Source organism: Streptomyces tamarix (assembly GCF_032423885.1).
GTDB classification, from domain to species: Bacteria; Actinomycetota; Actinomycetes; order Streptomycetales; family Streptomycetaceae; genus Streptomyces; species Streptomyces tamarix.
In genome coordinates this window covers 149470-171739 of record NZ_JAWCTQ010000002.1, presented here as the reverse complement: position 1 = coordinate 171739, position 22270 = coordinate 149470, and the positions used below count along the sequence as shown (strand labels likewise).

General features: G+C 73.5%; 16 protein-coding genes and 2 pseudogenes. 13 read left to right on the top strand and 5 right to left on the bottom strand.

The window, feature by feature from the left end; genetic code table 11:
• Positions 1-73 precede the first annotated feature (73 nt).
• From RND61_RS02860 to RND61_RS02850, 3 genes are all read left to right on the top strand, one after another.
• Positions 74-352 carry a hypothetical protein gene (locus RND61_RS02860; protein ID WP_315876021.1) on the top strand — a complete coding sequence of 93 codons (279 nt, stop codon included), beginning with the start codon at positions 74-76 and terminating at the stop codon, positions 350-352.
• Positions 337-552: a hypothetical protein gene (locus tag RND61_RS02855; RefSeq protein ID WP_315876020.1), complete on the top strand. Its 216-nt coding sequence runs from the start codon at positions 337-339 to the stop codon at positions 550-552. The genes RND61_RS02860 and RND61_RS02855 overlap by 16 nt, the downstream gene beginning before the upstream one ends.
• 68 nt (positions 553-620) lie before the next feature.
• Positions 621-1244: a hypothetical protein gene (locus RND61_RS02850; RefSeq protein ID WP_315876019.1), complete on the top strand. Its 624-nt coding sequence runs from the start codon at positions 621-623 to the stop codon at positions 1242-1244.
• Between the two features lie 19 nt (positions 1245-1263).
• Here the strand turns inward: RND61_RS02850 and RND61_RS02845 are convergent.
• A pseudogene (locus RND61_RS02845) lies at positions 1264-1422 on the bottom strand (GNAT family N-acetyltransferase); the annotation flags it as partial.
• Between the two features lie 46 nt (positions 1423-1468).
• Positions 1469-1843 (bottom strand): ArsR/SmtB family transcription factor, encoded by a 375-nt coding sequence (locus tag RND61_RS02840; protein ID WP_315876113.1) that lies wholly within the window; start codon positions 1841-1843, stop codon positions 1469-1471.
• A gap of 476 nt (positions 1844-2319) precedes the next feature.
• Here RND61_RS02840 and RND61_RS02835 point away from each other — a divergent pair, with 476 nt between their 5' ends.
• The 5 genes and pseudogenes from RND61_RS02835 (at position 2320) to RND61_RS02810 (ending at position 8709) form a co-directional block, all read left to right on the top strand.
• Positions 2320-3720 (top strand): NAD(P)-binding domain-containing protein, encoded by a 1401-nt coding sequence (locus RND61_RS02835; protein WP_315876018.1) that lies wholly within the window; start codon positions 2320-2322, stop codon positions 3718-3720.
• A 450-nt stretch (positions 3721-4170) separates the two neighbouring features.
• Positions 4171-4578, top strand: coding sequence for a hypothetical protein (locus tag RND61_RS02825; protein ID WP_315876017.1), 408 nt, complete (start codon positions 4171-4173; stop codon positions 4576-4578).
• Between the two features lie 213 nt (positions 4579-4791).
• Complete coding sequence (locus RND61_RS02820; RefSeq protein WP_315876016.1) at positions 4792-5529, top strand: dienelactone hydrolase family protein; 738 nt, start codon at positions 4792-4794, stop codon at positions 5527-5529.
• A gap of 133 nt (positions 5530-5662) precedes the next feature.
• Positions 5663-6091 (top strand): annotated as a pseudogene (locus tag RND61_RS02815) (eCIS core domain-containing protein); the annotation flags it as partial.
• Between the two features lie 1016 nt (positions 6092-7107).
• Positions 7108-8709, top strand: a complete 1602-nt coding sequence (locus RND61_RS02810; protein WP_315876015.1) for a trypsin-like serine protease — start codon at positions 7108-7110, stop codon at positions 8707-8709.
• Positions 8710-9555: 846 nt separating this feature from the next.
• Here the strand turns inward: RND61_RS02810 and RND61_RS02805 are convergent.
• Positions 9556-10443, bottom strand: coding sequence for a GNAT family N-acetyltransferase (locus RND61_RS02805; RefSeq protein WP_315876014.1), 888 nt, complete (start codon positions 10441-10443; stop codon positions 9556-9558).
• Positions 10444-10912: 469 nt separating this feature from the next.
• On the opposite strand from RND61_RS02805, the gene RND61_RS02800 reads away from it, so the two are divergent.
• Positions 10913-11215: a hypothetical protein gene (locus RND61_RS02800; RefSeq protein ID WP_315876013.1), complete on the top strand. Its 303-nt coding sequence runs from the start codon at positions 10913-10915 to the stop codon at positions 11213-11215.
• 504 nt (positions 11216-11719) lie between these two features.
• Here the strand turns inward: RND61_RS02800 and RND61_RS02795 are convergent.
• Positions 11720-14917, bottom strand: a complete 3198-nt coding sequence (locus tag RND61_RS02795) for a BTAD domain-containing putative transcriptional regulator (protein ID WP_315876012.1) — start codon at positions 14915-14917, stop codon at positions 11720-11722.
• Positions 14918-15077: 160 nt separating this feature from the next.
• On the opposite strand from RND61_RS02795, the gene RND61_RS02790 reads away from it, so the two are divergent.
• Together RND61_RS02790 and RND61_RS02785 are read left to right on the top strand one after the other, a co-directional pair.
• Complete coding sequence (locus RND61_RS02790) at positions 15078-15857, top strand: SDR family oxidoreductase (RefSeq protein ID WP_315876011.1); 780 nt, start codon at positions 15078-15080, stop codon at positions 15855-15857.
• 1248 nt (positions 15858-17105) lie between these two features.
• Positions 17106-17414 carry a hypothetical protein gene (locus RND61_RS02785; RefSeq protein WP_315876010.1) on the top strand — a complete coding sequence of 103 codons (309 nt, stop codon included), beginning with the start codon at positions 17106-17108 and terminating at the stop codon, positions 17412-17414.
• Here the strand turns inward: RND61_RS02785 and RND61_RS02780 are convergent.
• Complete coding sequence (locus RND61_RS02780) at positions 17411-17938, bottom strand: hypothetical protein (protein WP_315876009.1); 528 nt, start codon at positions 17936-17938, stop codon at positions 17411-17413. The genes RND61_RS02785 and RND61_RS02780 overlap by 4 nt on opposite strands.
• A gap of 1451 nt (positions 17939-19389) precedes the next feature.
• Between RND61_RS02780 and RND61_RS02775 the strand changes: the two genes are divergently transcribed.
• A complete protein-coding gene (locus RND61_RS02775) occupies positions 19390-20349 on the top strand; it encodes a TIGR03885 family FMN-dependent LLM class oxidoreductase (protein ID WP_315876008.1) in 960 nt (319 codons plus the stop codon).
• Positions 20346-22244, top strand: coding sequence for a glycoside hydrolase family 15 protein (locus tag RND61_RS02770; RefSeq protein ID WP_315876007.1), 1899 nt, complete (start codon positions 20346-20348; stop codon positions 22242-22244). Before RND61_RS02775 ends, RND61_RS02770 begins: the two co-directional genes overlap by 4 nt.
• Positions 22245-22270 lie beyond the last annotated feature (26 nt).

The following is a 22270-nucleotide window of genomic DNA, read 5'->3' as shown; positions in this document are numbered from 1 at the left end:
CCCGTACCGTCCCGGAGCGCCCCGCCCCGGCGCTACCGTGAGGACACACGCCGGCAACGCCCAAGAGCCCTCGATGAACCAGCAGCCGGCCCCCGTGCCCGACCGTCAGCCCCTCGACGAGCACGCCGCCGCGTCGATCCGCGCGTACGCGGCCGCCCAACGCGCGAAGACAGACGTCCTCGCCTCGGTGCTGGAGGACATCGCCGCCAACGGCTACCCGGCCTCGGAGTCCGGCGTGTGGTGGAAGGAAGCCCGCGACGCCCACCCGGAGCGTCTCGTCGGCGAGCGGCCCCGTGCCACCTTGAGCTCGCGCCGCGCCGGTCCCAGGCCGTCCTGGTGGAGCCCGCGCTGAGCCGGCTGGAGAAGCTGACCGCCACCGAGACGCACCGCCTGGACCGCGCGATCGTCGCGATCAGCGTCAACCCCGAACTCGGCACGTCGGTGCCCGACACCCTGCTGCGCGACTCCGTCGACGACGTCGACGGAGTCCGGGTGATCTCCTACGTGACCGCCCTTCGGCAGATCACGATCGTCGCGTACGTGGAGGCGTAGGAGCCTCCCGAGCGCCTGAGCCCGGGGCGTGTGGAACCGGGCGCTCGGGGTCGCGCGTCCCCCCGTACATGCTGACTGTCCTGGGGATACTCTTCGCCGTCGCGCCCGCCGTCGTCTGGATGACGATCGCCCGCACCCGCCCCGTCGGATTCCCTGTCGGCGGCGCGCTGCTCGCCGGAGCCGGTCTGCTGATCAGCGTCCAGCAGGGCTGGATCGACGCCCCCAGGCCCGACGCCCATCTCGTGTTCACGGTTCTCGCGCCCTTGCTCATCGCCTGCGGCGCGGGACTGGAAGGACGGCACGAAGGCTCCCCTCCTCCGAGATGGATTTCCCGCCGCAATGGAGCGATCGGCTTCCTGGGGATGCAGTTCGCCCTCACCCTCGTGGCCGGTCTCCTGTACGCGCTGATGATCAGCGAAGGCTCGGACGCCCCGTCGACCAAGGCCTTCCCCACATTGCCGCCAGGCATCACCATGATCGAGGAAGGCACCAGCTGCGGTTCCGGCGGCTGCTGGCGCGCCGCGACAGTCATCAGCGAGGACGGCCTGTCCCGCCCGGAGATCATCCGCGAACTGGGCCTCCAGCAGGAGAAGTGCCACTCCAGCGGCTGGCTGCTCGACTGGCGAGACGTGTGCGTCGGAGCCAAGGACAACGCCGGGAACGTCACCATCTACGCCAGCTGGAGATACTGAGAGGCCGATTCGTCACGTCCGGCACGACGGCGACGAGGCGGTGCTCGGGCAGCTTCGTCGCGTCGAACGCCTCCCAGGTCGGTGCGACGGCCTCGAAGGTGGCGTTCCCCTCGTCGATTCCGGCCCGGTAGACGGCCTGCACGTGTTCGGCGTGCTCCGGCGCCGGCGGCAGGATCACCGCGCTCGCAGATTCGTTCCCCACGATGTCCCCCCTCCTTGGCTGGTCAGGCCGCGGCCGGCAGGGCCAGCAGCTTTCCCATCGCCGCCAGGACGGACGGCTCGACCCGGTAGTAGACCCAGGTGCCGCGCCGCTCGGAGGTGAGCAGCCCGGCCTCCTTGAGCTTCTTCAGGTGGTGGGAGACGGTGGGCTGGGAGACGCCGACGTCGGAGATGTCGCACACGCACGCCTCGCCGCCCTCGTGGGAGGCGACGGCCGAGAAGAGGCGGAGGCGGACCGGGTCGCCGAGCGCCTTGAACATCCGCGCGGCGGTCTCGGCCTCCTGGGCGGTCATCGGGCGCTCGGTCAGCGGTGGGCAGCACGGCGCCACGCCTCGGCCGTCGTCGGGCTCGAGCAGCGGCAGCACCTTCGTATTCGACATGCGTCTATGTTGACACATGTCGAACCAGGCGGTCGGTGGGTCACCGGCTCCGCAGGTGTGCGGCGAGGTGGCGGGCGACGCGGGCGGTGTAGCTGGTGAGGTGGGCGGCGACTTCGCCGCGGTGCGGGTGGCGGCCTGGGCCGCCGGGGAACGGCATCCCGGGCAGGGAGCTGTACCGGGCCGGGGAGAACGCGGGGAGAACGCCGGGGAGGACGAGGTGAGGCTGTCGCAGTACCGGGGCCAAGGCCCGGCTGCGGTGTCGGGCGCTTCCAGGACCATGGCCCGAAGGCCCTCCCGTAGCAGGGCGTGGGCGGTGACGAGGCGGGGCTGCCCGCCGCCGATCACCGCGACGTCGACGTGCTCCATGAACGAACCTCCCCGGTTTCGATAAATGTCTATGTTGACGCTCATCGATACAGGTGCCATGCTGGGCTGCGCAATACATCGATGAATGTCGAAATACGTAAGGAGTCGCCGTGAACGCGCCCGCCACCACCGCGCTGCCCGTCGTCGTGATCGGGGCCGGGCCCGCCGGTCTGGCCGCCGCCGCCCACCTGGTCGACCGGGGCATCGAGCCCCTGGTCGTGGAAGCCGGTCCGGCCGCCGGCGCGGCGGTGCGCGAGTGGTCGCACGTGCGGCTGTTCTCCACCTGGGGCGAGGTCGTCGACCCGGCCGCCGAGAAGCTCCTGGCCCCCACCGGCTGGACGCGACCCGACCCGGCGACCTACCCCTCCGGCGGCGGCTGGGTCGACCTCTACCTGCAGCCGCTCGCCGACGTCCTCGGCGACCGCGTCCGCTACGACGCGCGCGTCACCGGTGTCTCCCGCGCCGGCCGGGACCGCATCGTGGACGCCGACCGTGAGCAGCAGCCGTTCGTGGTGCACGTCGCCCACGCCGACGGCCGTGAGGAGCGCGTCTTCGCCCGCGCCGTCATCGACGCCTCCGGCACCTGGGCCACGCCCGGCCCGGCCGGCGGCAGCGGGCTGCCCGCGCTCGGTGAGAAGGCCGCTGCGGACCGGATCGCCTACCGTGTCCCGGACCTGAAAGACCCAGTCGTCCGCGCCCGGTACGCCGGCAAGCGCACCGCCGTCATCGGCTCCGGCGCCTCCGCATTCACCGCGCTCGCCTACCTCGCCGACCTCGCCAAGTCCGACGACGGCGCCGGGACGAAGGGGACGTGGATCCTGCGCCGGGGCATCTCCGGCTCCACCTTCGGCGGCGGAGAAGCCGACCAGCTCCCGGCGCGCGGCGCCCTGGGCCTGGCGGCGAAGGCCGCCGTCGACGAGGGCCACGCGGACGCGGTCACCGGCTTCCGCACCCAGGCGATCGAGCGGGCAGATGACGGCCGCCTGGTCCTGGTCGGAGAGGACGGGCGCCGCCTGGACGCGGTCGACGAGGTCATCGTGCTGACCGGCTTCCGCCCTGACCTGTCCTTCCTCGGCGAGCTGCGCCTGGGCCTCGACGAGCGCCTCCAGGCACCCGTCGCCCTGGCTCCGCTGATCGACCCCAACCAGCACTCCTGCGGCACCGTCTACCCCCACGGTCACCGCGAGCTCTCCCACCCCGAGCAGGGCATCTACCTGGTCGGCGTGAAGTCCTACGGCCGCGCCCCGACCTTCCTCGCGATGACCGGCTACGAGCAGGTCCGCTCCGTCGCCGCCGCGATCGCCGGCGACCTCGCCTCCGCCGACCGCGTCGAACTCACCCTGCCCGAGACCGGAGTCTGCGGCGGCGCCGGCCTCTTCGACGCCCCCGAGGCCCAGAAGGGCGACGGAGGCTGCTGTACGCCCGCGCCGCAACCCGTCCGGCTCGGCGCCCCCACCGCGGTCGGGGCGGCCGGCGAGCAAGCCCCGGCGGGCGGCTGCTGCGGCTCGTGACAGACATCCACATCCCGGTGCACGGGGCCGCGACCGGAACAGGGGACCGGTCGCGGCCCCGCGCCGCCCTGTTCACCCCCCCGCACCACGCAGATCGTGAGCCGGGGCATCGTCCACTACGCCTTCCCGTCCTCCACCCGCTGATCACCGCCGCGACCCACTGGTCGGCCGGGAAGCCGGCGTCGGCGAAGCCCAGCTCCCGCAGATCACCGCCGACGCACTCAAGGAGGTCCCCTTCCAGGACAACGGCCGCCACGCCGGGATCCTGGAGGAGACGTGGTCCACGGACATCGAGCACCTCGAGTTCGAGCTGTGGAAGCCGCGCCCCGAACAGTCCGCGGGACCCGGACCGATGAGCCGAAGCACGAGGGGTGTCACAGAGGCAGGTCTGCTGTCACCACGGCCGACGGCGAAAGCGGAGCGAGGTACCAGGAGCGGTAGCGTTCCGGCATGACGTCAGTGCCGCCCCGGTTCCCGCCACGTCCGATCCGTGGCGTACGAGTACTGCACCGGAAGCAGAACTGCGCGCCGCACTTCGCGGAGATAGAGGTGGATTTCGAGCCCGCGGCTGAGGGATTCGCCTTCGAGGTGGCTCAGGAGCTGACGGTGGACTACGAACCCGCCGAGGCCCTGTCACGCTTCTTCGAGGCTGCCTCCGTGGGGATCGAGGAACAGCTGAGCTTGCCCGAGCACGGAGTCGTGGTCGCCACTCGGGTGGTACTGCGACACGCCCGCGCCGATACGTTCGGCTCTCACGAACTGGCGTTCAAGATCGCGGGCTATCTCGCCGCCCGCAAGGCGTTGGAACGTACGAGGTACCCGACTTCCTGTCTGCCGATGGGGCCTCAGCCGGAGTGATGCCCTCGCCGACACGGAGTGACCGTGCCGGGCTCCAGACGTCGTTTCCTTTGGGGGTGTGACCGAGGTACGCGCCAAAGGGGCAACGAGATGATCTCGAAGTCCTGAGCGCTCGGCCCCGCATTCCAAAGGGACACGAGGGAGACGCACGGTGTTCTGCCAGCGGCAGAACACCGACCGAACCGGGCCCGACGATCACTACAGTCCAGTCTCATGACGACGATCACGACGCGTACGGTCGAGTACCCGGCCGACGGTTTGACGATGATCGGGCACCTCGCGCTCCCGGCCGGTGTCGACCGCCGGCCCGCAGTGCTGCTCGGGCCAGAGGGCATGGGACTCAGCGACGTCGAGCGCCGCCGGGCCGATGCCCTCGCCGAGCTGGGATACGTAGCGTTGGCCTTCGACCTTCACGGCGGGCGCTATTTGGGTGACCCCGAGGAGATGCTGGCCCGTTGCATGCCACTGCTCGCTGATCCCGACCGGATGCGGCGCATCGGCCACGCGGCACTCGACGAGTTGCGCACCGAACCGCGGACCGACCCCGACCGGATCGCCGCCATCGGATACGGCACCGGGGGCGCCATCGCGCTGGAACTCGGGCGCGACGGCGCCAACCTGCGCGCGATCGGGACGGTCAACGCAACTACCACGGGCCGACCGGGCGAGGCAGCGCGCATCCGCTGCCCGGTGTGGGCCGGGGTCGGATCGGAAGACCCGATCATGCCGCCCGCGCAACGAAACGCGTTCACCGCCGAGATGCAGGCCGCGGGCGTCGACTGGCGCCTCGCGATCTACGGCGGCGCCTTGCACGCCTTCCACCACCCGCCGGTCGACCACCCCGTGGTCCCCGGCGTCGGCCACCACCCACAGCACGCGCAGCGAGCCTGGCGCGACGTCGTCGACCTGCTCGCCGAGTGCCTGCCCGTGACGGAGGACCTGGGGACATGACCCAGACAAACAGCCTGGCGCCGGGTGTGGTCGGCGTCGGGCACTGACAGTCCCCTCACCTCAAGTCCGCACAGCAGAAGCACATCAGGGCGGGTGCTCGATCGCGGAGACGCGTTCGCAACTGCCGCAGTAAATGCCGGATTTACTGGGATGGAGCTCCGGCCGTGATCGTCGAGACCTACGGCGGCCCATTCCGGCCGCCGGGGCGAGGAACGCCGTGTCGCTGTCCGCCGCCGCTCTCCTCGCCCTTCAGCGGGCGGCCGGGAACGCCGCCGTCACCCGGTACGTCCAGCAGGCGCGCGCGGGCGAGCAGCACGAGCACCGACCCGGCTGCGGGCACGCTGGCAACCCGGCTCCTCCCCGGCAGCGTTCGGTGGTGCACGACGTGCTGGCCTCGGCCGGGTGGCCGTTGGACGCGCCGGTGCGGGCGGAGACGGAGGCCCGGCTCGGCGCGGACTTCTCCGACGTGCGGGTGCACACTGGTGCTGCCGCGCAGCGCTCCGCCGACGAGATCGGCGTCCGCGCGTACACGTCCGGCAGTCACGTGGTGATCGGCGAGGGTGGCGGCGACAAGCACACCCTGGCCCACGAGTTGACCCACGTGATCCAGCAGAGCCAGGGCCCGGTCGCGGGCACCGACACCGGCGACGCCCTGCGGATCAGCGACCCGTCGGACCGGTTCGAGCGGGCGGCTGAGGAGAACGCGCACCGGGTGATGTCCGGGCCCGCCCCGGTTCAGCGCGAGGCCGCGGACGCGGGGCGCGGCCCGTCGACGGCGGGCGGCGGGCCTGCCGTGCAGCGGACCTTCAAGATGGCCAACAAGACGTACGACGCGGAGAACACCCCGTCCGGCGCCGCTGCGCGCCGGGTGACGGCCGTTGAGCGCGGGGCCGGTCGACCCTGGCACGCGGACGGGGCATCCGTGACTAGGACCGCGAGCAGTCCGTGCCGGTATGGAGTGTGCGGGTCAGGCCCGGTGCCCAGCGCTCTGGGGGCAGTACCACCGGGCCGCTCCCCGTCGCCCTGTCGTCGGCGCTCGTCCGTACGACCGCCACCTTCCGGCCGGGCGCCGTACGGCCGCGCCGCTCGACGCCGTCGTCGACCGCCGCTTCGGCCCCCCGTCGCCCGCCCCCTCGCCTTGTCGCCGGCACCGTCGCTCCCCGCGCCCCGGTCGTCGGTTCCGTTGCTTCGACCGCGGAGGGCGACGCCTGGCGTTCTGTCCCGCTGCCGCTGCCGCTGCCGCTGCCGCTGCCGCTGCCGCTGCCACCTCGCCCCGCCCCGCCGTCGTTCTGCCGCCTCCCGGCCGACCGCCGCACGGCTCTGCCGCCGTCGTTCTACCGCCGCCCCGCTGCCCCGCCGCCTCGTTGCCCTGGCGCCGAGGTCGCCGTTGGGGGCGGTGTCCGGTCGCGCCGTCCTGCCCGCTCGCCGCGCCGACAACGTCGACCGCTGTACGTCGCCGCCTCTGCACCCGGCCGCCTGCCGTGCCCGGACAGTGCGGTGGTCGCGTACAACCCTTCGCCCCCTCCCGCAGTCCAAGATCGTGAAGTGCCGGATGACGGCTCACGTGAGGGGAACACCATGCGATTCTTCGGCTGGTCCATACCGGCGGCGGCAGCCGCTGCCGCCCTTGTCGGCGGCATGCTGGCCGCGCCGCCCGCGCACGCGGTGGTGGGGGGCAGTGAGGTGGGCGGTGAGGGCGACTGGATGGTGCAGGTCCACGTCACCCTTCCCGACGGTACGAAGCGCCTCTGCGGCGGCGCCGCCGTCGGCGGCAACCTCAAGGTCCTCACGTCGGCAGGATGCGTGGCGGGGGCGAAGGAGATACGCGTCGCCTCCGGCCTCGCCCGCCTGGCGACGGACTCGGACTGGCCACCGCAGCTCGATGACGTGGCCATCCCCGGTTCCGAGGCGGAGTTGTCCTGGGTGCACCCGCAGTACGAACCGGCCACCGGGCGCAACGACGTCGCGCTGGTCAGCGCCCTGGGGCACTTGAACACGCACGTCACCGTCCGGTTGACGACCTCCGACGACACCGCCTCGTACGCGCCCGGGACCCCGGCGACCTTCCGGGGCTGGGGCAGCACCAGCGGTACCTCGTCGAAGCCCGCCCCGTCGGTGCGCGAGGCCACGCTGCCCCTGCGCGCGGACGCGGAGTGCGCCACCGCCCTGGGAGCCGCCTGGGAGCCCGGACGGATGTTCTGCGCGGGCGAGCCGGCGACCGGCGCGGACACGGGCACCGTCGCCCCCTGCACGGGAGACGAGGGCGGCCCGCTGGTCGTGCGGGGGCGCCTGGTGGGCATCTACTCGCGCGGCACCGGCCCCGGGTGCACGTCCGAGGGCGGGCAGGCCGTGTTCACGAAGGTCAGCGCGTTCGTCGGCGAGCTCGCCCCGCGCATCCAGGCCACCAGCCTCGACGGTGACGCCCGGGCCGACCTGTTCGCCATGACCCCGGACGGCAAGGCGTACCACTACAACAGCACCGGCAGCGGCCTGTCCGCGCCGGTCCGGCAGCGGGAGCTCCCCTCCACGTACACCCGCTTCCGCCAGGCCGACCTCGACGGGGACGGCGCCCAGGACCACATCTTCCGCGACGCGGCGGGCGACCTCTACTGGCGCCACTGGGCAGTGGTCGAGATCGACTCGTGGGGCTACCCGGAGAGTTACGAGGAGTACACGACGAAGCTGGGATCCGGGTTCAACGCCATGCGCTCCATCACGGTGCCCGGCGACGTGACCGGTGACGGCACGCCGGACATCGTCACCGTGGACGCCGACGGCGTCCAGTGGGTCTACCCCTTCAAGGCCCCGTGGGGCGGACTCCTCCCCCGGATCAAGACGGGCACCGGCTGGGGCAGCCTGACGTCGTTCGGCAGCGGCGACTACACAGGTGACGGCAAGCCCGACCTCCTCACCCGCGACACGGCCGGCAAGCTCTGGCTCTACCAGGGCACCGGCATCGGCGCCACGCCGTGGAAGAACCGCGTCCAGATCGGTACGGGCTGGAACTACACCGCGTACGCCGCGAGCGGTGACGCGAACGGCGACGCCAAGGCCGACTTCTTCGTCCGTGACGCCGACGGGGTTCTCTGGCTCTACAAGGGCACCGGCAACCTCGCAGCGCCCCTCCACAACCGCGTGAAGGTCGGCAGCGGCTGGAACGCCTACAACCTCATCGGCTGACGGAGCCGGCACCCACGGCCGCGACACCGTGGTGCGCGCAGACGCCGCCCGGACACCGCCGGACACGACCGATCCCCGTGCGGGCGGCGGACTGCGAACCCACCGCACCCCTCACCGTGTGCCCTCGCGCACGCCGCCGGCCGAACCGACGCGGAAGGAGCGGCGAACCTCATCACACCACCCCGGAGTCGATGCGGCTGTTCTCGGCAGTCTCCTCGTCGACTTCCGTCGGGACGTTCACGTCTGCTCCGCCGCAGTGAGGGACCGCCGAGGGGCAGTCCGGCGAGGTCGCCGGTGACCGGACCGCTGCCCGTGGTGGCGGCCCCCTCGCGCGGGTCCCGCGGTGGTGAGCGTGGAAGGTGCCGAAGGTGGGGGGAATGTCCCGACACCACCGGCGTCCGCGAGTGCCGCCCCGGCCGATCGCTCCCGCGTCCCGAGTCGGCGTCGCGGCCGCAGTCCGGCCGGACTACGGCTTCCCGGCGGCCTCCTGCCGTGGTCGCCTCGCCGCCGCTACCCGCCGGGGTTCTGACCCAACTTCTGTGATCCGGGGTGACCAACTTGCCGCATGACAGCAAGGGGCGAGGAAACCATCAGGTCAGCCCCTCATGTGTGGAGGCCGCCGACGGCTCGCACGAGCCGACGCCACAGAAGTCGGGCCAGAACCCGGTCTCGTGGACAAAGCCGACGGCCCGTTGAGCGCGGCGGCCGTCCTCCTGGTGAAGAGGCAGTGCTCGATCCATGCGCTATTCGCGCAGCGGCCTGCGGCGGATGGTGCCCGCAGCCCGTCGTACCGCCGGCACGGGGGCTACTGACGAGCTTTCCCGGACCGTTGTCCAGGGGCGCCCCTCATCCGGCCTCCGGTGCGCCGTAGGAGAATGTGTACCCGGCGAAGTCGGCGAGGTGAACGTACCCGATGCGCTGGTAGAGGGCATTGCTGGTGGGGTTGTCCGGGTCGGTGAACAGGACGACGTCCGTCGCTCCCGCGGCCAGCGCGGCCCTGCTCGCCTCGACGGTCACAGCTCCCGCGTAGCCGCGACCGCGGAGGTGGGCGGGGGTGTAGACGGGGTCGATCCGGACCATGCCGCCGATGACCGAGGTGGCGGCCGCCATCGAGACGGGGGCACCTTCCGGGGTCTCCCAGAAGGTGAAGTGCCTGTCGCCGAAACGCGAGTCCTCCCAGGAGCCGGCATCGATCAAGTCGATGGAGGACTGCTCCCCGACGTCCACACAGAACTCACGGCACCAGCGCACCACTTGCTCGCGGTCTTTCTCGTCCGTGAGACGCCCTTGGCCCTCCGGTCGCGGCTGCGGTGGGGTGAGCGTGCCGAGACGGTAGAGATGCGTCCTCCAGAAAGGTTCCGCGGCCGCGCCTGTGTGCTGCTGCCATGACTCGGCGAAGGCACCAGCGGTGTCGTGGTCCGCGATGACGTTGGAGGGGGAGTGGCCGAGGTCGGTCAGGTGTGCGGCGAGGGTGCCGGTCTGCGCGGCGGAGAGGGGCGTGAGGCCCAGGCGTCCGCGGGGAGTGAGATAGAAGATGGCGCGGACCTCGCCCTGTGACTCCAGTCGGCCGAAGACGGCGGCTTCGGCGTTGTGATCGGTCACCCCGCGTGTCCGCAGCTTCTCGATGTCCGTCAGCGGCGTGTTGTGCAGGGCGGCGCGCGAGGACAGGAAGTCCCCGGCTTGGGCGAGGAAGTCCTCGACGTCTTGGGTGAGGTACCAGCCATCCGGGAGCATGCTTCATGATCTCAGACGACCTCGATTCGGGGTGGCTTCTTCTGGGACGTCGCCTGCACCACCATCAGCCCCGGTGGCTGAGGCCGGCGCCTGTCAGAGCAGGTGGGCGACGTACTGCACCCCCACCGGTGCAACCGGTCGCCGCGACGGCCGACCGTCTGCCCGGCCGTGAGGCCGCGGGCCTGCCGCGGGAGTTGGCGGCGACCATCCACGACACCGCCGGCGGCCCGTTTTGCCGGACCCGTGCCGTGCGCGGGGCCCTGGCGGACCTGCCGCCCCGCGATACCGCGATGCTGCGACGCCGTGGTGACCGCGCCCGCCGCGCGGCACCTGGTTTTCGACGTCGACCGGGACGAGGTTTGCCTCGGCGACCCGGTGGCCTTCGTGGAGCCGCTGCTGGCCCGCGTGATCCTCGGCCTTGCCGTGGTGGGTACCGTGGCGGCCTTTCGCTCGCCGAGCGGCTGCGGGCGTGGCCCGCGACGGCTACGGGGGCCGGAACCTGATCACCGCCTGCCTCGGCGGAGTCCGAGGCGACGGGGGGACCGAACAGTTCTGGGGCCACCCGGCCATCGAGCACCTGCGCGTCCCGGCCCGGCCGGGGTGGTTGTCGCCGGCTTCCGGCGGCGCCTACGAACCCCACAAGGACGCCGACCACGACCTGGCCCCCTACCTGACCAGTGACCCCCGCGACACCGCCGAGCGCCTGGTCGACGACGCCGTCCGGCGCCCCACGCACTACCGGACCCGTATGCGGACAACGCCACCGCCCTGATCATCCGCGTCACCTGACCAACCGCTGACCAACCACCAAGGAGGACCACCCATGGACACCCCACCCGCCCCGCCGCCGACATCCGCGACCAGCACATCACCGACCTGCGCGCCGCGCTCCAGCGCACCATCCCCTGGCTCGCCTTCGCTGCCAGGCGGGAGGCGGTCACCGACCCCGGGCAGGCGGAGCTGCTGCTGGCGGCCGCCGATGACATGACGCACGTCGTGAACCGCACCGCCCCCTGAGGCACGGACCCTTCGAAGGGCCCCGGGCGGCGGTGCGACGGGCACTGACAGGGTGCCCGTCCGGGTCCTGTGCGAAAGGAGGAGCTGATCGAATGCGGGAAGACCGCCCCCGGACCGGCGACGAGACTTCTCCCGTCGCTCAGGGGCCCTGTCGGCGGGGTAACGGCAGACGCACCGACCAGCGTGGCGGAGCGTCGAACGGTGCGGTGCGGGACAGGGCGGGTCCGCTGGGGCGGTACGGCCTGTTCTGCGGTTGCGGTCACCTGCCCCCTCGATGTGGACGCAGCGTCGAGGACCGGTCCGCGGATGCCTTGTCGATCGCGGCCTTGATCCGGTCGACGTCCGCGCGCTCGGCCGCGGGCAGCGGAGCGCCGAGGCGTGCCCTGGCCGTGGTGGCCGCGTCGAGCAGCCGCGCCGCGCCTCGGTGTCGGCCCGCCAGGGCCCGGGCACCCGCCAGTCCTTCCAGAGCCAGGGCCACAGCGCGGGGATCACTGGTGCGCCGGGCTGCGGCCAGGCCGTCGCGGTGCAGAGCGAGCGCGGTCGGAGCGTCACCGCGCAGTTCGGCGATGAAGCCCAACTCGGCCAGGATCAGGGCGGTTCCGTGATCACTGTCCAGCCGGCGGTTCCACTCCAGCCAGTCGGTCAGGTACGCCTCGGCCTCGTCGAGGCGGCCCCGCCTGCGGGCCACCAGGCCGAGACCGACCTCGGCGATCTCCTGACCGGGCCGGTCGCCGTGGCGCACGGCGAGGTCACGGGCCTGCTCGTGGAGCCGCTCCGCCTGCTCCTGGTCGCCCGCCAACAGGGCGATCCTGCCCAGTTCGACGAGCCGTCGGACGGCTTCCGTCCACATCCCGAGCTCTTCGCTCATCCGCAGTCCCTCGCGGTGGTGCGACGTGGCCCGCTCGTAGTCCCCGGTGATCTCCGCGAGGGTGCCGAGCACGGCGGCGGCCTGCACCCGGCCCCATCCGTCACCCAGTTCCCGGAAGATCCTCAGCGCCTCTTCGCTGTCGGTCCGGGCGGCGGCCAGGTCACCGCACACATGCCTCAGTACGCCCCGCGTGCTGAGCGCCGCGGCGGTGACCCACCGGTCGTCGAGCTCCGCGGCGCCCGCCAGGGCTCCCTCGATGAGCCTCTGGCTCTCCGCCGGGTCGCCGATCCGGCACGCGGCGAACCCCAGGACCCACAGGGCCCGTATCCGCTCTTGCGGATCGTCGATGGCGTCCGCGATCGAACCGAACCGTGCTTCGGACCCCCGCTCCCCGCGCAGCATGGCGAAGGCGGCCAGCCACGCCGCGGCGGTGGTGTGCGCGGTCCGCCGTGCGGGGAGGCTCACCGGGAGGGTGAGGGCAGCGGCCAGGGAGCGGGCGGCCTCGCCGGTCCGGCCGCGCAGGAACCAGTACCAGGACAGGGCACAGGCCAGTCGTAGTGCCTCGTCCGGTGCCGCGTGCCGTACGCAATGGTCCAGGGCGACACGGCAGTTCGCCGCTTCCGCGTCGAGCCGGCGCAGCCAGCGCCCTTGCTCCGCGCCGCGCAGCCCGTCCCGGGACAGGACGGCCAGGTCCGTGTAGTACCGGGCGTGGGCGAGTCGCACGGCCGCCGTCTCTTGCACCTCGTCGAGTTTCTCGAGGCAGTACGCGGCCACCGACTCGAGCAGGCGGTAGCGCGGTCCGTCCTCTCCGTGGGTGACGCGGACCAGGGAGCGGTCCACCAGCCGGGCGAGCAGGTCGAGGACCTCCGCGGGCTTCACTCCGTCTCCCTGGCACACCGCTTCGGCGGCTTCGAGCGTGCAGCCCTCGACGTGTGCGGCCAGTCTGCGCAGCACGATCCGCTCGGCGGCCGTCAGGAGCTCCCAGCTCCAGTCGATCATCGCCCGCAGGGTCCGCTGGCGGGCCGGCGCGTCACGGCGTCCCGCGGTGAGCAGGTGGAACCGGTCGTCGAGCCGCCGCGCCAACTGCTCGACGCCCAGAGCCCGGATGCGGGTGGCGGCCAGTTCGAGGGCGAGGGGAATGCCGTCCAGACGCCGGCAGATCGAGGCGACGGCCGTTGAGTTGTCGTCGGTCAGGGCGAAGCCGGGGGAGGCGTCGGCGGCTCTGGCCGCGAAGAGGCGAAGGGCGTCCGGCTCGTCGAGGGGTTCGACCGTCCACAGCCGCTCTCCCGCGATTCCCAGCGGTTCCTGGCTGGTGGCCAGGACCCGGACGCCCGGAGCGTCGCGCAGCAGCGTCTCGACGAGCCTGGCGGCGGGTTCGATGACGTGCTCGCAGTTGTCCAGGAGGAGCAGCAGACGCTTGTCACGCACCGCCTCGACCAGGCGCTCGGTCGTGCCCGCGCCGGGGGTTTCGGTGTCGTCGCGGACGCCCAGGGCCGCGGTGGCCGCCTCGGCCAGCTCGTCGACCGTGCACCGCGGACCGGGTTCCTCGGCCCGGCCGCGGCCCGCCAGCTCCACCAGCCAGGACCCGTCGGCCAGGTCCGCGGCGACGCGTGTCGCCGTCTCCAGGGCCAGCCGGGTCTTGCCCACACCGCCGGGGCCGGTCAGGGTCACCAGTCGGCCGACGGACAGCAGGCCCTCGATCCCGGTGACCTCCTCGTCGCGGCCGATGAGCGCGGTGGCGGGCGCGGGGAGATTCGTCCGCGGGCGCGCCTCGGCGGCGGGCTCGTCGTCTCCTCCGGGCGCGAGTGCGGGTGCGGGTGCGGAGAGCGCGGTGCCGTCGGCCCGCAGCCCCGGCTCGTGCCGGAGCATCTCCTCGTACAGGCCGGTCAGTGCGGGCCCGGGGTCCAGACCGAGCTCCTCGGCGAGCAGACGGCGCAGCTCGTGGTAGGACTCCAGCGCCTCGCTCGTCCGGCCCGCCCGGTACAAGGCGCGCATGTGGGTCGCGCGCAGTTGTTCGCGCAACGGGTACCGCCCCACCGGGCCGGCCAGCTCGGCCGCCACAGCGGCGTGCTCACCCAGCTCCAAGCGTGTCTGCGCGTGTTCTTCCAGGGCGTTGAGCCGTTGCTCGTCGAGGCGAGCGACGGCTTCCCGTACGAAGGGCTCGTCGCGGAAGTCGGCGAACGCGGGCCCCCGCCACAGGCCCAGCGCCTCGGACAGCAGCGTGGCCCGGTGGCGCGGTTCCCGGGTGGTTCGCGCCCGGGAGGTCAGCGCTGTGAACCGTGCCGCGTCCACCGCCTCTTCGTCGACGTTCAGTACGTAGCCCGGCGCCCGGTACGACACCAGGTCACGGACGCCACCGCCCGCCGTCAGCGCGCGGCGCAGCCGGGAGACCCGGGTCTGCACCGCGCCCGCAGGGTCGGCGGGCGGGCGACCGTCCCACAGATCCTCAAGGAGGGTGTCCACCGGCACCACGTGCCCCGGTGCGACCAGGAGCTCGGCCAACAGAGTCCGTACCTTGCGTTCGGGCACCGGTACCGGAACGCCGTCGTCCGTCCATACGGTCAGCGGCCCCAGCACTCCAAAACGCATGGGGTGAGCGTATCCCGGCCCGCTGCCGGCGGGCGGACCGCAAGAAGACCGTCAGAACTCCTCCAGCGCACGCAGCCACCGTAGTCCTCGTCCACACGAACCACACGAACCACACGAACCGCGGGAACCCGTGGGAACCCGTAGGAAAGAGGCAGGGACCATGAACACGTACGCGGGCAAGAAGGCCGTCATCACCGGTGGTACGCACGGCATGGGGCTGGCGATCGCCAAGGCGCTGCTCGACGGGGGCGCCGAGGTCGTCCTGACCGGACGCAACGAGAAGACCCTGGAGGAGGCGAGGACGAAGCTGGCTTCCCGGCCGGTCCACGTCGTCCGCTCCGATGCCGCCAGCCTGGCCGACATCGACGCGCTCGGCGCGCTCGTCGAGGAGCGGCTGGGCCGGGTCGACGCCCTCTTCGTCAACCACGGGACGGCGGAGTTCCAGACCCTCCAGGAGGCCACGGAGGAGTCTTTCGACCGGCAGTTCACGGTCAACACCAAGGGGTCCTTCTTCACGGTGCAGCGTCTGGCCCCGCTGCTCTCGGACGGTGCCTCGCTCGTCTTCACCACCGTCGCCAACGACGTCATCTTCCCCGGCCTGAGCGCCTATTCGGGGTCGAAGGAGGCACTGCGGGCCATTGCCCAGGTGCTCGCCGCCGAACTGCTGCCCCGGCGGATCCGGGTGAACGCGGTGGCGCCCGGGTTCATCGAGACACCGACCATGGGTGTCGTGGGCCTGACCGACGAGCAGCGGGACGCCTTCCTCAAGCAGGGCGAGACGAGCACCCCTCTGCGGCGCAACGGCACCGTCGAGGAAGTGGCGAAGGCCGCTCTCTTCCTGGCCTTCGACGCCACCTTCACCACGGGCATCGAGCTGCCGGTCGACGGGGGATGGGGACAGGGGCTCGTCGCCCCCGCCCACGAGGAGCAGGCGCCCTGATACGCCGGGGACCGTGTCCGGGTCGCCCGCGCGTTTCCGCCGGCCCGGTCACGCCTTCCTCGGCCGTCCCGCCCGGCCTGGCCTACGCCCGCCTGCTGGCCAAGCTGGAGCGTTACGACACCTACCGCAACGCGCCGCCGTCCGGACGCGGTAACGCCACCCGCGCCCCGCGCTCGCAGGAGACCTACGCCGGGCCGTTCACGGACCGGTCCTTCCCACCGCTGCTGCTCGTCTCGTCTTCGCCCCTGCCCCATGCCGCGCGGCCCCAGCGACGAGGGAGGCCGCCTTGCACCACCGCGGCTGCCCGAACTGGCGGATCACCGTGGTGATGACGACCTTGCCCCTGCTGACCGAGGAGGGGGTCGATGGCCGGTTCTACGGCTCACCTCCGCTCGCGCGGAGAGCACCCCTTCATGACCTGCAGTTCTACCACCGCTTTGCCGCTTTTTTACCAAGTGCAGACAACGGCGGCTCCTCCAGACCCGTGGGACGTACCTCAACCAACCAGCAGCGTAACCACCCGAACAAGCAGGCACGACAAAGGCAACGCCTCAGCGCCCGGTCCGTCGACCTCCGCTCACGCGGAGAGGACACGTCGCCCTCGTCCCACTCCGGCTGAAGGATCGGGCCACCTCCGCTCAGGCGGAGACCACTTCGAGGACGAGGAGACCGGCGACGGCCGGATCGGTTCACCTCCGCTCACGCGGAGAGGACCGGATCCTCCTCGGCCGCAGCGCGGCGCTCAGCGTCCTCTCCGCGCAGGCGGAGGTAAACCGGCTGCCATGCGGGCCGTGATCGTGCATCCCGCGTCCTCTCCGCGCAGGCGGGGGTGGTCCTGCTTACCCGCTCTCGTGCGCCGCTGGCCTGCAACAGCGGGTACGGGCGGCGTTCGGGCAGGTGCCGCCCCCGCAGCGGTCGGCCAACTGCTGCCGGCCGCCCCTGGTCAAGCCGACCAGCTCGGCCTGCTCGGCGCCGGCCGGGCCGGCGAGACCGTGGAGTAGCTCATGTCCTGGCTGCGGGTGCGGGCCTGGTCGCTGGTCCTGCCCGCGGATGTGCTGGCCCGGCTTCGGCCCGTTGCTCGCCGCGCTGCGCCGGGCCCGGCCGGACGGGCCGCCCGATCTGCAGGCCCCCGCCCACCCGCCATCGCGCTGGAGGACCTGCGGGATCTGGCCGCCACGAGCAGGCCCGCTCGCGGCCACCGCCGCCCTCGCAAGCGCCCCGGACGCGGGGGCTCGCAGCCACGCCTTCGTGCTGCAGCGCCTGGTGGGGGCCGACCCGGTCGCCTGGATCGCCGATGTCCCCCGGGTGCTCGACGCCCTGGTCTGCCCGGAGCTCGGCGTGTTCTACCTCGCCGCCGCCGCGCGCCATCCCGGCGCCTTTCCCACCGGTCCGGCCGAGGCCGTCCACGCGGCCCTCACTCTCAGCCGCGCCTGCCCGCTCCCGCCGACCCGCGAGTCTCCGACGCGGCGGAGTTCGCCGGCCGGGCGTGGTCCCGTCTGCTGGACGCCGTGTGGCGCACCGACGGCGACCTCGGCGGTGACCTGCTGGCTGTTCTAGATCGCCTGCACACCCTCGCCGAGCCCCTCGCCCGCCCCATCGCTCGGCCGCCGACCGATGAGGTAGCGCCCGTCACCAGCGCCGCCGGCCCGTTCGGTGGCCGGGCGGTAGAGGAAGAGGAGGCGCTGCCTGCGGGTCTGCCGGGCATCCACCCGGCGGTGCGCGTGCCGGACTGCCTCCTGGGCTACGCCGCCAGCCGGGCCCTGCGGGGTGGCGCGATGCCCGGCGACGTCTTGGACTTGGTCGCTGGTGTCCTGGCCGCCCGCGGTGGCGACGAGGCGGTCGCCGCCGTGATCGGCGCGCACCTGCCCTTCTTGCACCGTCGTGCAACCGTCTTCACCGCCGGCCATCACTGTGAGCTGTACGCGCTCGTTTCCGGCTGGCCCTCGCCGGCCGCCGCGTGGCTGCACGGCCGCCGTGGCCCCGGCCTCGATCCGCTGCTGCTCACCGTCCTGGACCGCGGCCAGCTCCTGGCCGCTCTGTGCGAGGAACCGTCCGGTGGCGCGGCTTTCCGCGTGGTGCACGCGTTGCTGACCGGTCGCCCCGGCCTGCTCGGAGCCCCCACGGTCGCCTGGCGTGAGCTGGTCGCTGGCCCGGGCGGTGCCGAGGCCGCCTCCGGCTTCCTCGGGTTCCTCGCCCTCTTCACCGCGATGAGCCCGGTCAACGGACCGCGGCAGACACCGAATAGGTGTGGGGTACTACCGCCCTCGACGCCAGCCTGCCGCCCGGCGCGCTCGCGGACGCCGGCGACTTCGCCGCAGCGCTGCCGGACGAGGCGTGGCTACCCCTGGCTCGGCGCAGCGCCGCCCACGCCCCGGCCCCGGCAGACGCCGGCCGGGTCGCCGAACGCGCCGCCGCCCACCCGCGTGGAGCGGCGAGCCGCGCCGGCCCCAGATCGCGTCGGCCGACGGGAAGGTCGCCGGTCAGTGGGCCGTCGACGGCGTCTGGGTGAGGTCCACCTCCCCGGCCTCCAGCAGTACTCGGCGCAGCCGCTCCGTGCCGGCGGGGCGGTGGGGACGGGCAGGCTTCGGCGGCCAAGAACAGGGTGCTGGCGTGCGCGCGGACCTCGACGTCGTGCCACGGGGCGGGGGCGAGGCTGGTGAGCAGGCGCGCGGTCAGGAACAGGGCGTCGGGCTCATGCGGGTGGGCGGTGGCGCGTGCGGCGATGTCGCCAGCGTGGGTCTGGGCCGGGGTGTGGGCGGTGCTGCGTCGGGTCGGCGGTAGCCACACCTCGTCGTCGAGGGCGATGTCGGCGAAATCGCCGGCGGCGGCGAGTGCGCCGGGCGGCAGGTCAGCGTCCAGCGCCGCGGTTCACCACCGTGCTGCCGCTGCCGCCCCGGCGCGACGACCGCGACCCGAACCCGTTCGCCTCAGTGCTCCAAGGCCTGACGGCCGACCGTGCCTGGACCGTTCCAACGACCGGACGGCTGGACCTGCGCCCCGACTCTTCCGCCTACGCCACCCAGCTTCGCCTCATCACGGCCGCCAACGAGATAGCGGGTGTCGCTGTGGTGCGCGCCATGCGGGTCCAGCCCACCGGCGCCCCACACACCCCCGCCGCGACGGTCGGCCCGGTCCCTCCCCCGCAGCGCGCCCCTCGGCGCGGCAGACGGAGAGGAAGACCGGCGAAGGGGGCGGCTGGTTGTACCGGATGGCGCGGTCGTTCGGGGGTTTTCGCAGGTCGGAAGCCTGTCGTTTCATCATCTGTTCACCTGGGGCGGTGCGGTCGGCCGTGTCCGGGCTGGTGGGCGGGGCACGGGGGTGGGGGGCGTTCACGGGGCGGGTGACCCGGCCGGGCGGGGCGGTGTTCACCCGTGGGCCGGGCCCGGCGGGAGGGCCGTTGCGCGAAGGGGCCCGGGCGGCGGGGTCCGGCCGTTCTCGCCCGACGCGGGGGCGGAGGAACCCGGATGTCGTATGCCGGTGGGCGGCCGGGCGGAGGCGGGCGCAGGCTGGGAGGCGACCCAGGGAGGTGAGCGTGACCGCGTACGGGTATCACGCCTCGCACGAGCAGTTCTCGCCCGCCGAGCTGCTCGTCCTGATGCGGACCGCGCAGGAGGCGGGGTTCTCGGCGGGGATGTGCTCGGACCACTTCGCGCCGTGGAGCGCGCGGCAGGGGCACTCGGGGCACGCCTGGGTGTGGCTGGGGGCCGCGCTGGCCAGCACGGAGGTGCCGATGGGCGTGGTCACCGCGCCGGGGCAGCGCTACCACCCGGCGGTGCTGGCGCAGGCGGCGGCGAGCCTGGCGCAGATGTTCCCGGGCCGGCTGTGGGTGGCGCTGGGCACCGGGCAGGCCCTGAACGAGCACATCACCGGGGACCGCTGGCCCGCCAAGGAGGAGCGCGCGCGGCGTCTTGAGGAGTGCGTGGCGGTGATGCGGGCGCTGTTCGCGGGCGAGACCGTCTCCCACGACGGGCTGGTGCGGGTGGACCGGGCGCGGCTGTGGTCGTTGCCGGAGCGGCCCCCGGTCCTGCTGGCCGCGGCGATCACCCCGGCGACGGCGGCGTGGGCGGCGGACTGGGCGGACGGGCTGATCACGGTCAACCAGCCGGAGGAGGGGCAGCGCGCGACGCTGGCGGCCTACCGGGAGGCGGGCGGGCGCGGCCCGGCCGTTCTCCAGGCGCACGTGTCCTGGGCGCCGACCCGGGCGGAGGCACTGGCGGCGGCGCACGACCAGTGGCGGGAGGCGTCGCTGGGCAGCGACGCGGGCTGGGAGCTGCCGCTGCCGGAGCACTTCGAGCAGGCGGCGGGGCTGGTGCCGCCGGAGGCGATCGAACGCTCCGTGCACGTCTCGGAGGATCCGGCGCGGCACGCGGCGTGGCTGGCGCGGCAGGGGGAGGCGGGGTTCGACGAGGTGATGGTGCACCAAGTGGGAACGGAGCAGCTGGCGTTCATCGAGACCTTCGGCGCCGAGGTGCTGCCGCGGGTGAACACGTGAGCGGGGGCGGGACGGGGGTCCCGGCCGCGACGGGTGCGGGCGGGTACCCGCCGCTGGGCGAGCTGGCGTTCCTCTCGGACTGCGGCACGGCCGCGCTGGTGGGGCCGGACGCGGCCGTGGAGTGGATGTGCGCGCCCCGCTACGACGCGCCGAGCGTCTTCGCGCGGCTGCTGGACCGCCGGGTCGGCGGGGCCTGGGAGCTGACGGTGGAGGGGGCGGGGGCGCCGCAGCGGTGGTACGCGGAGGGAACGCTGGTGGTGGCCGGGCGCTGGGAGGCGCCCGAGGGCGTGCTGGAGGGGTGGGACTTCCTGGCGGCGCGCGCCCCCGGGGCGGACGACGCGCGGGGCCTGGTGCCGGCCGGGGCGCTGGTGCGGATGGTGCGCTGCGTGGAGGGGCGGGTGCGGGTGCGGCACCGGGTGGAGGCGCGTCCCGACTATGCGCGCCGGGGCGCGCGCTGGCGGCCGGCCGGGGAGGGCGGGGCGCTGGCCGAGGAGGAGGCCGGACTGTGGCTGGGGGCGGACGGCGCGCGCCCGGCGGTGGAGGACGGGGCGGTGGTAGCCGCAGCGGAGCTGGAGGCGGGCGGGGAGCTGGTGGTGGTCCTGGCCTACGACGGGGTGCGGCGCGGGCCGGTGACGACGGCGGGGGCGCGGGCGTTGCTGGAGGAGACGCTGGGGGCCTGGCGGGAGTGGTCCTCGCGCGGCAGCCCGTACGAGGGGGTGGGCGCGCAGGAGGTGCGGCACAGCGCGCGGGTGCTGCGGGGGCTGATGTCCAGCGCGACGGGCGCGCTGCTGGCGGCGCCGACGACCTCGCTGCCGGAGTGGCCGGGCGGCCCGCGGAACTGGGACTACCGCTTCCTGTGGCACCGGGACGCCGCGCTGGTGGTGCTGGTGTTGATGCGCCTGGGGCACTTCGCGGAGGCCGGGCGGTACCTGCGGGTGCTGCTGCGGCACTGCACGGCCGAGCGGGGGGAGCTGACGCCGATGCTGGACCTGGACGGCGGGACCGGTACCCCGGAGGAGGTGCTGGACCACCTGGAGGGGTATGCGGGCTCGCGCCCGGTGCGCGTGGGCAACAGCGCGGACGAGCAGTGGCAGCTGGACGTGTACGGGCAGGTACTGGACGCGGCCCTGGTGTACCAGCAGGTGGCGGCGGGCACGCCGCACGCGCTCAGCCACGGCGAGCTGGCCGCGTGCTGGACGGTGGTGGACGCGGCCTGCCGCCGCTGGCGCGAGCCGGACCACGGCATCTGGGAAGTGCGGGGCCGCAAGCGGCACTGGACCAGTTCGAAGCTGTACGCCTGGGTCTGCCTGGACCGGGGCGTGCGCCTGGCGGACCTGCCCGGGAGTCCGCCCGCGCCCGAGGCGGGGCGGTGGCGCGCGGAGTGTGCGGCGGTGCGCGCCGACGTGCTGGCGCGGGGCTGGGACGGCGGGCGCGGGGCGTTCACCCAGGCCTACGGGGAGCCGCAGCTGGACGCCTCGCTGCTGCGGATGCCGCTGCTGGGCTTCCTCGACGGGCGGGACCCGCGGGTGGTGGCGACGCTGGAGCGGATCGACGCCGAGCTGGGCGAGGACGGCTGGCTGGTGCACCGCTACGACCCGCGGGCCACGGACGACGGGATCGCCGGGCCGGAGGGCGGGTTCCTGCTGTGCTCCTTCGACATGGTCTCGGCGCTGGTACTGGCCGGGCGGCGGGCGCAGGCGCGGGAGCGGTTCCGGGCGCTGTGCGCGCGCGCCGGGCGCTTCGGGCTGTTCGCGGAGGAGATGACGGCGGGCGGGCAGATGCTGGGGAACTACCCGCAGGCCTTCACGCACCTGGGGCTGATCGAGGCGGCGATGAACCTGGACGCGGCGCGGGACAGGGAGGCGCTGCACGCGTGGGCGGCCCGCGCCTCCTGAACGCCCGGGCCAGCCGGGCCGGCCCC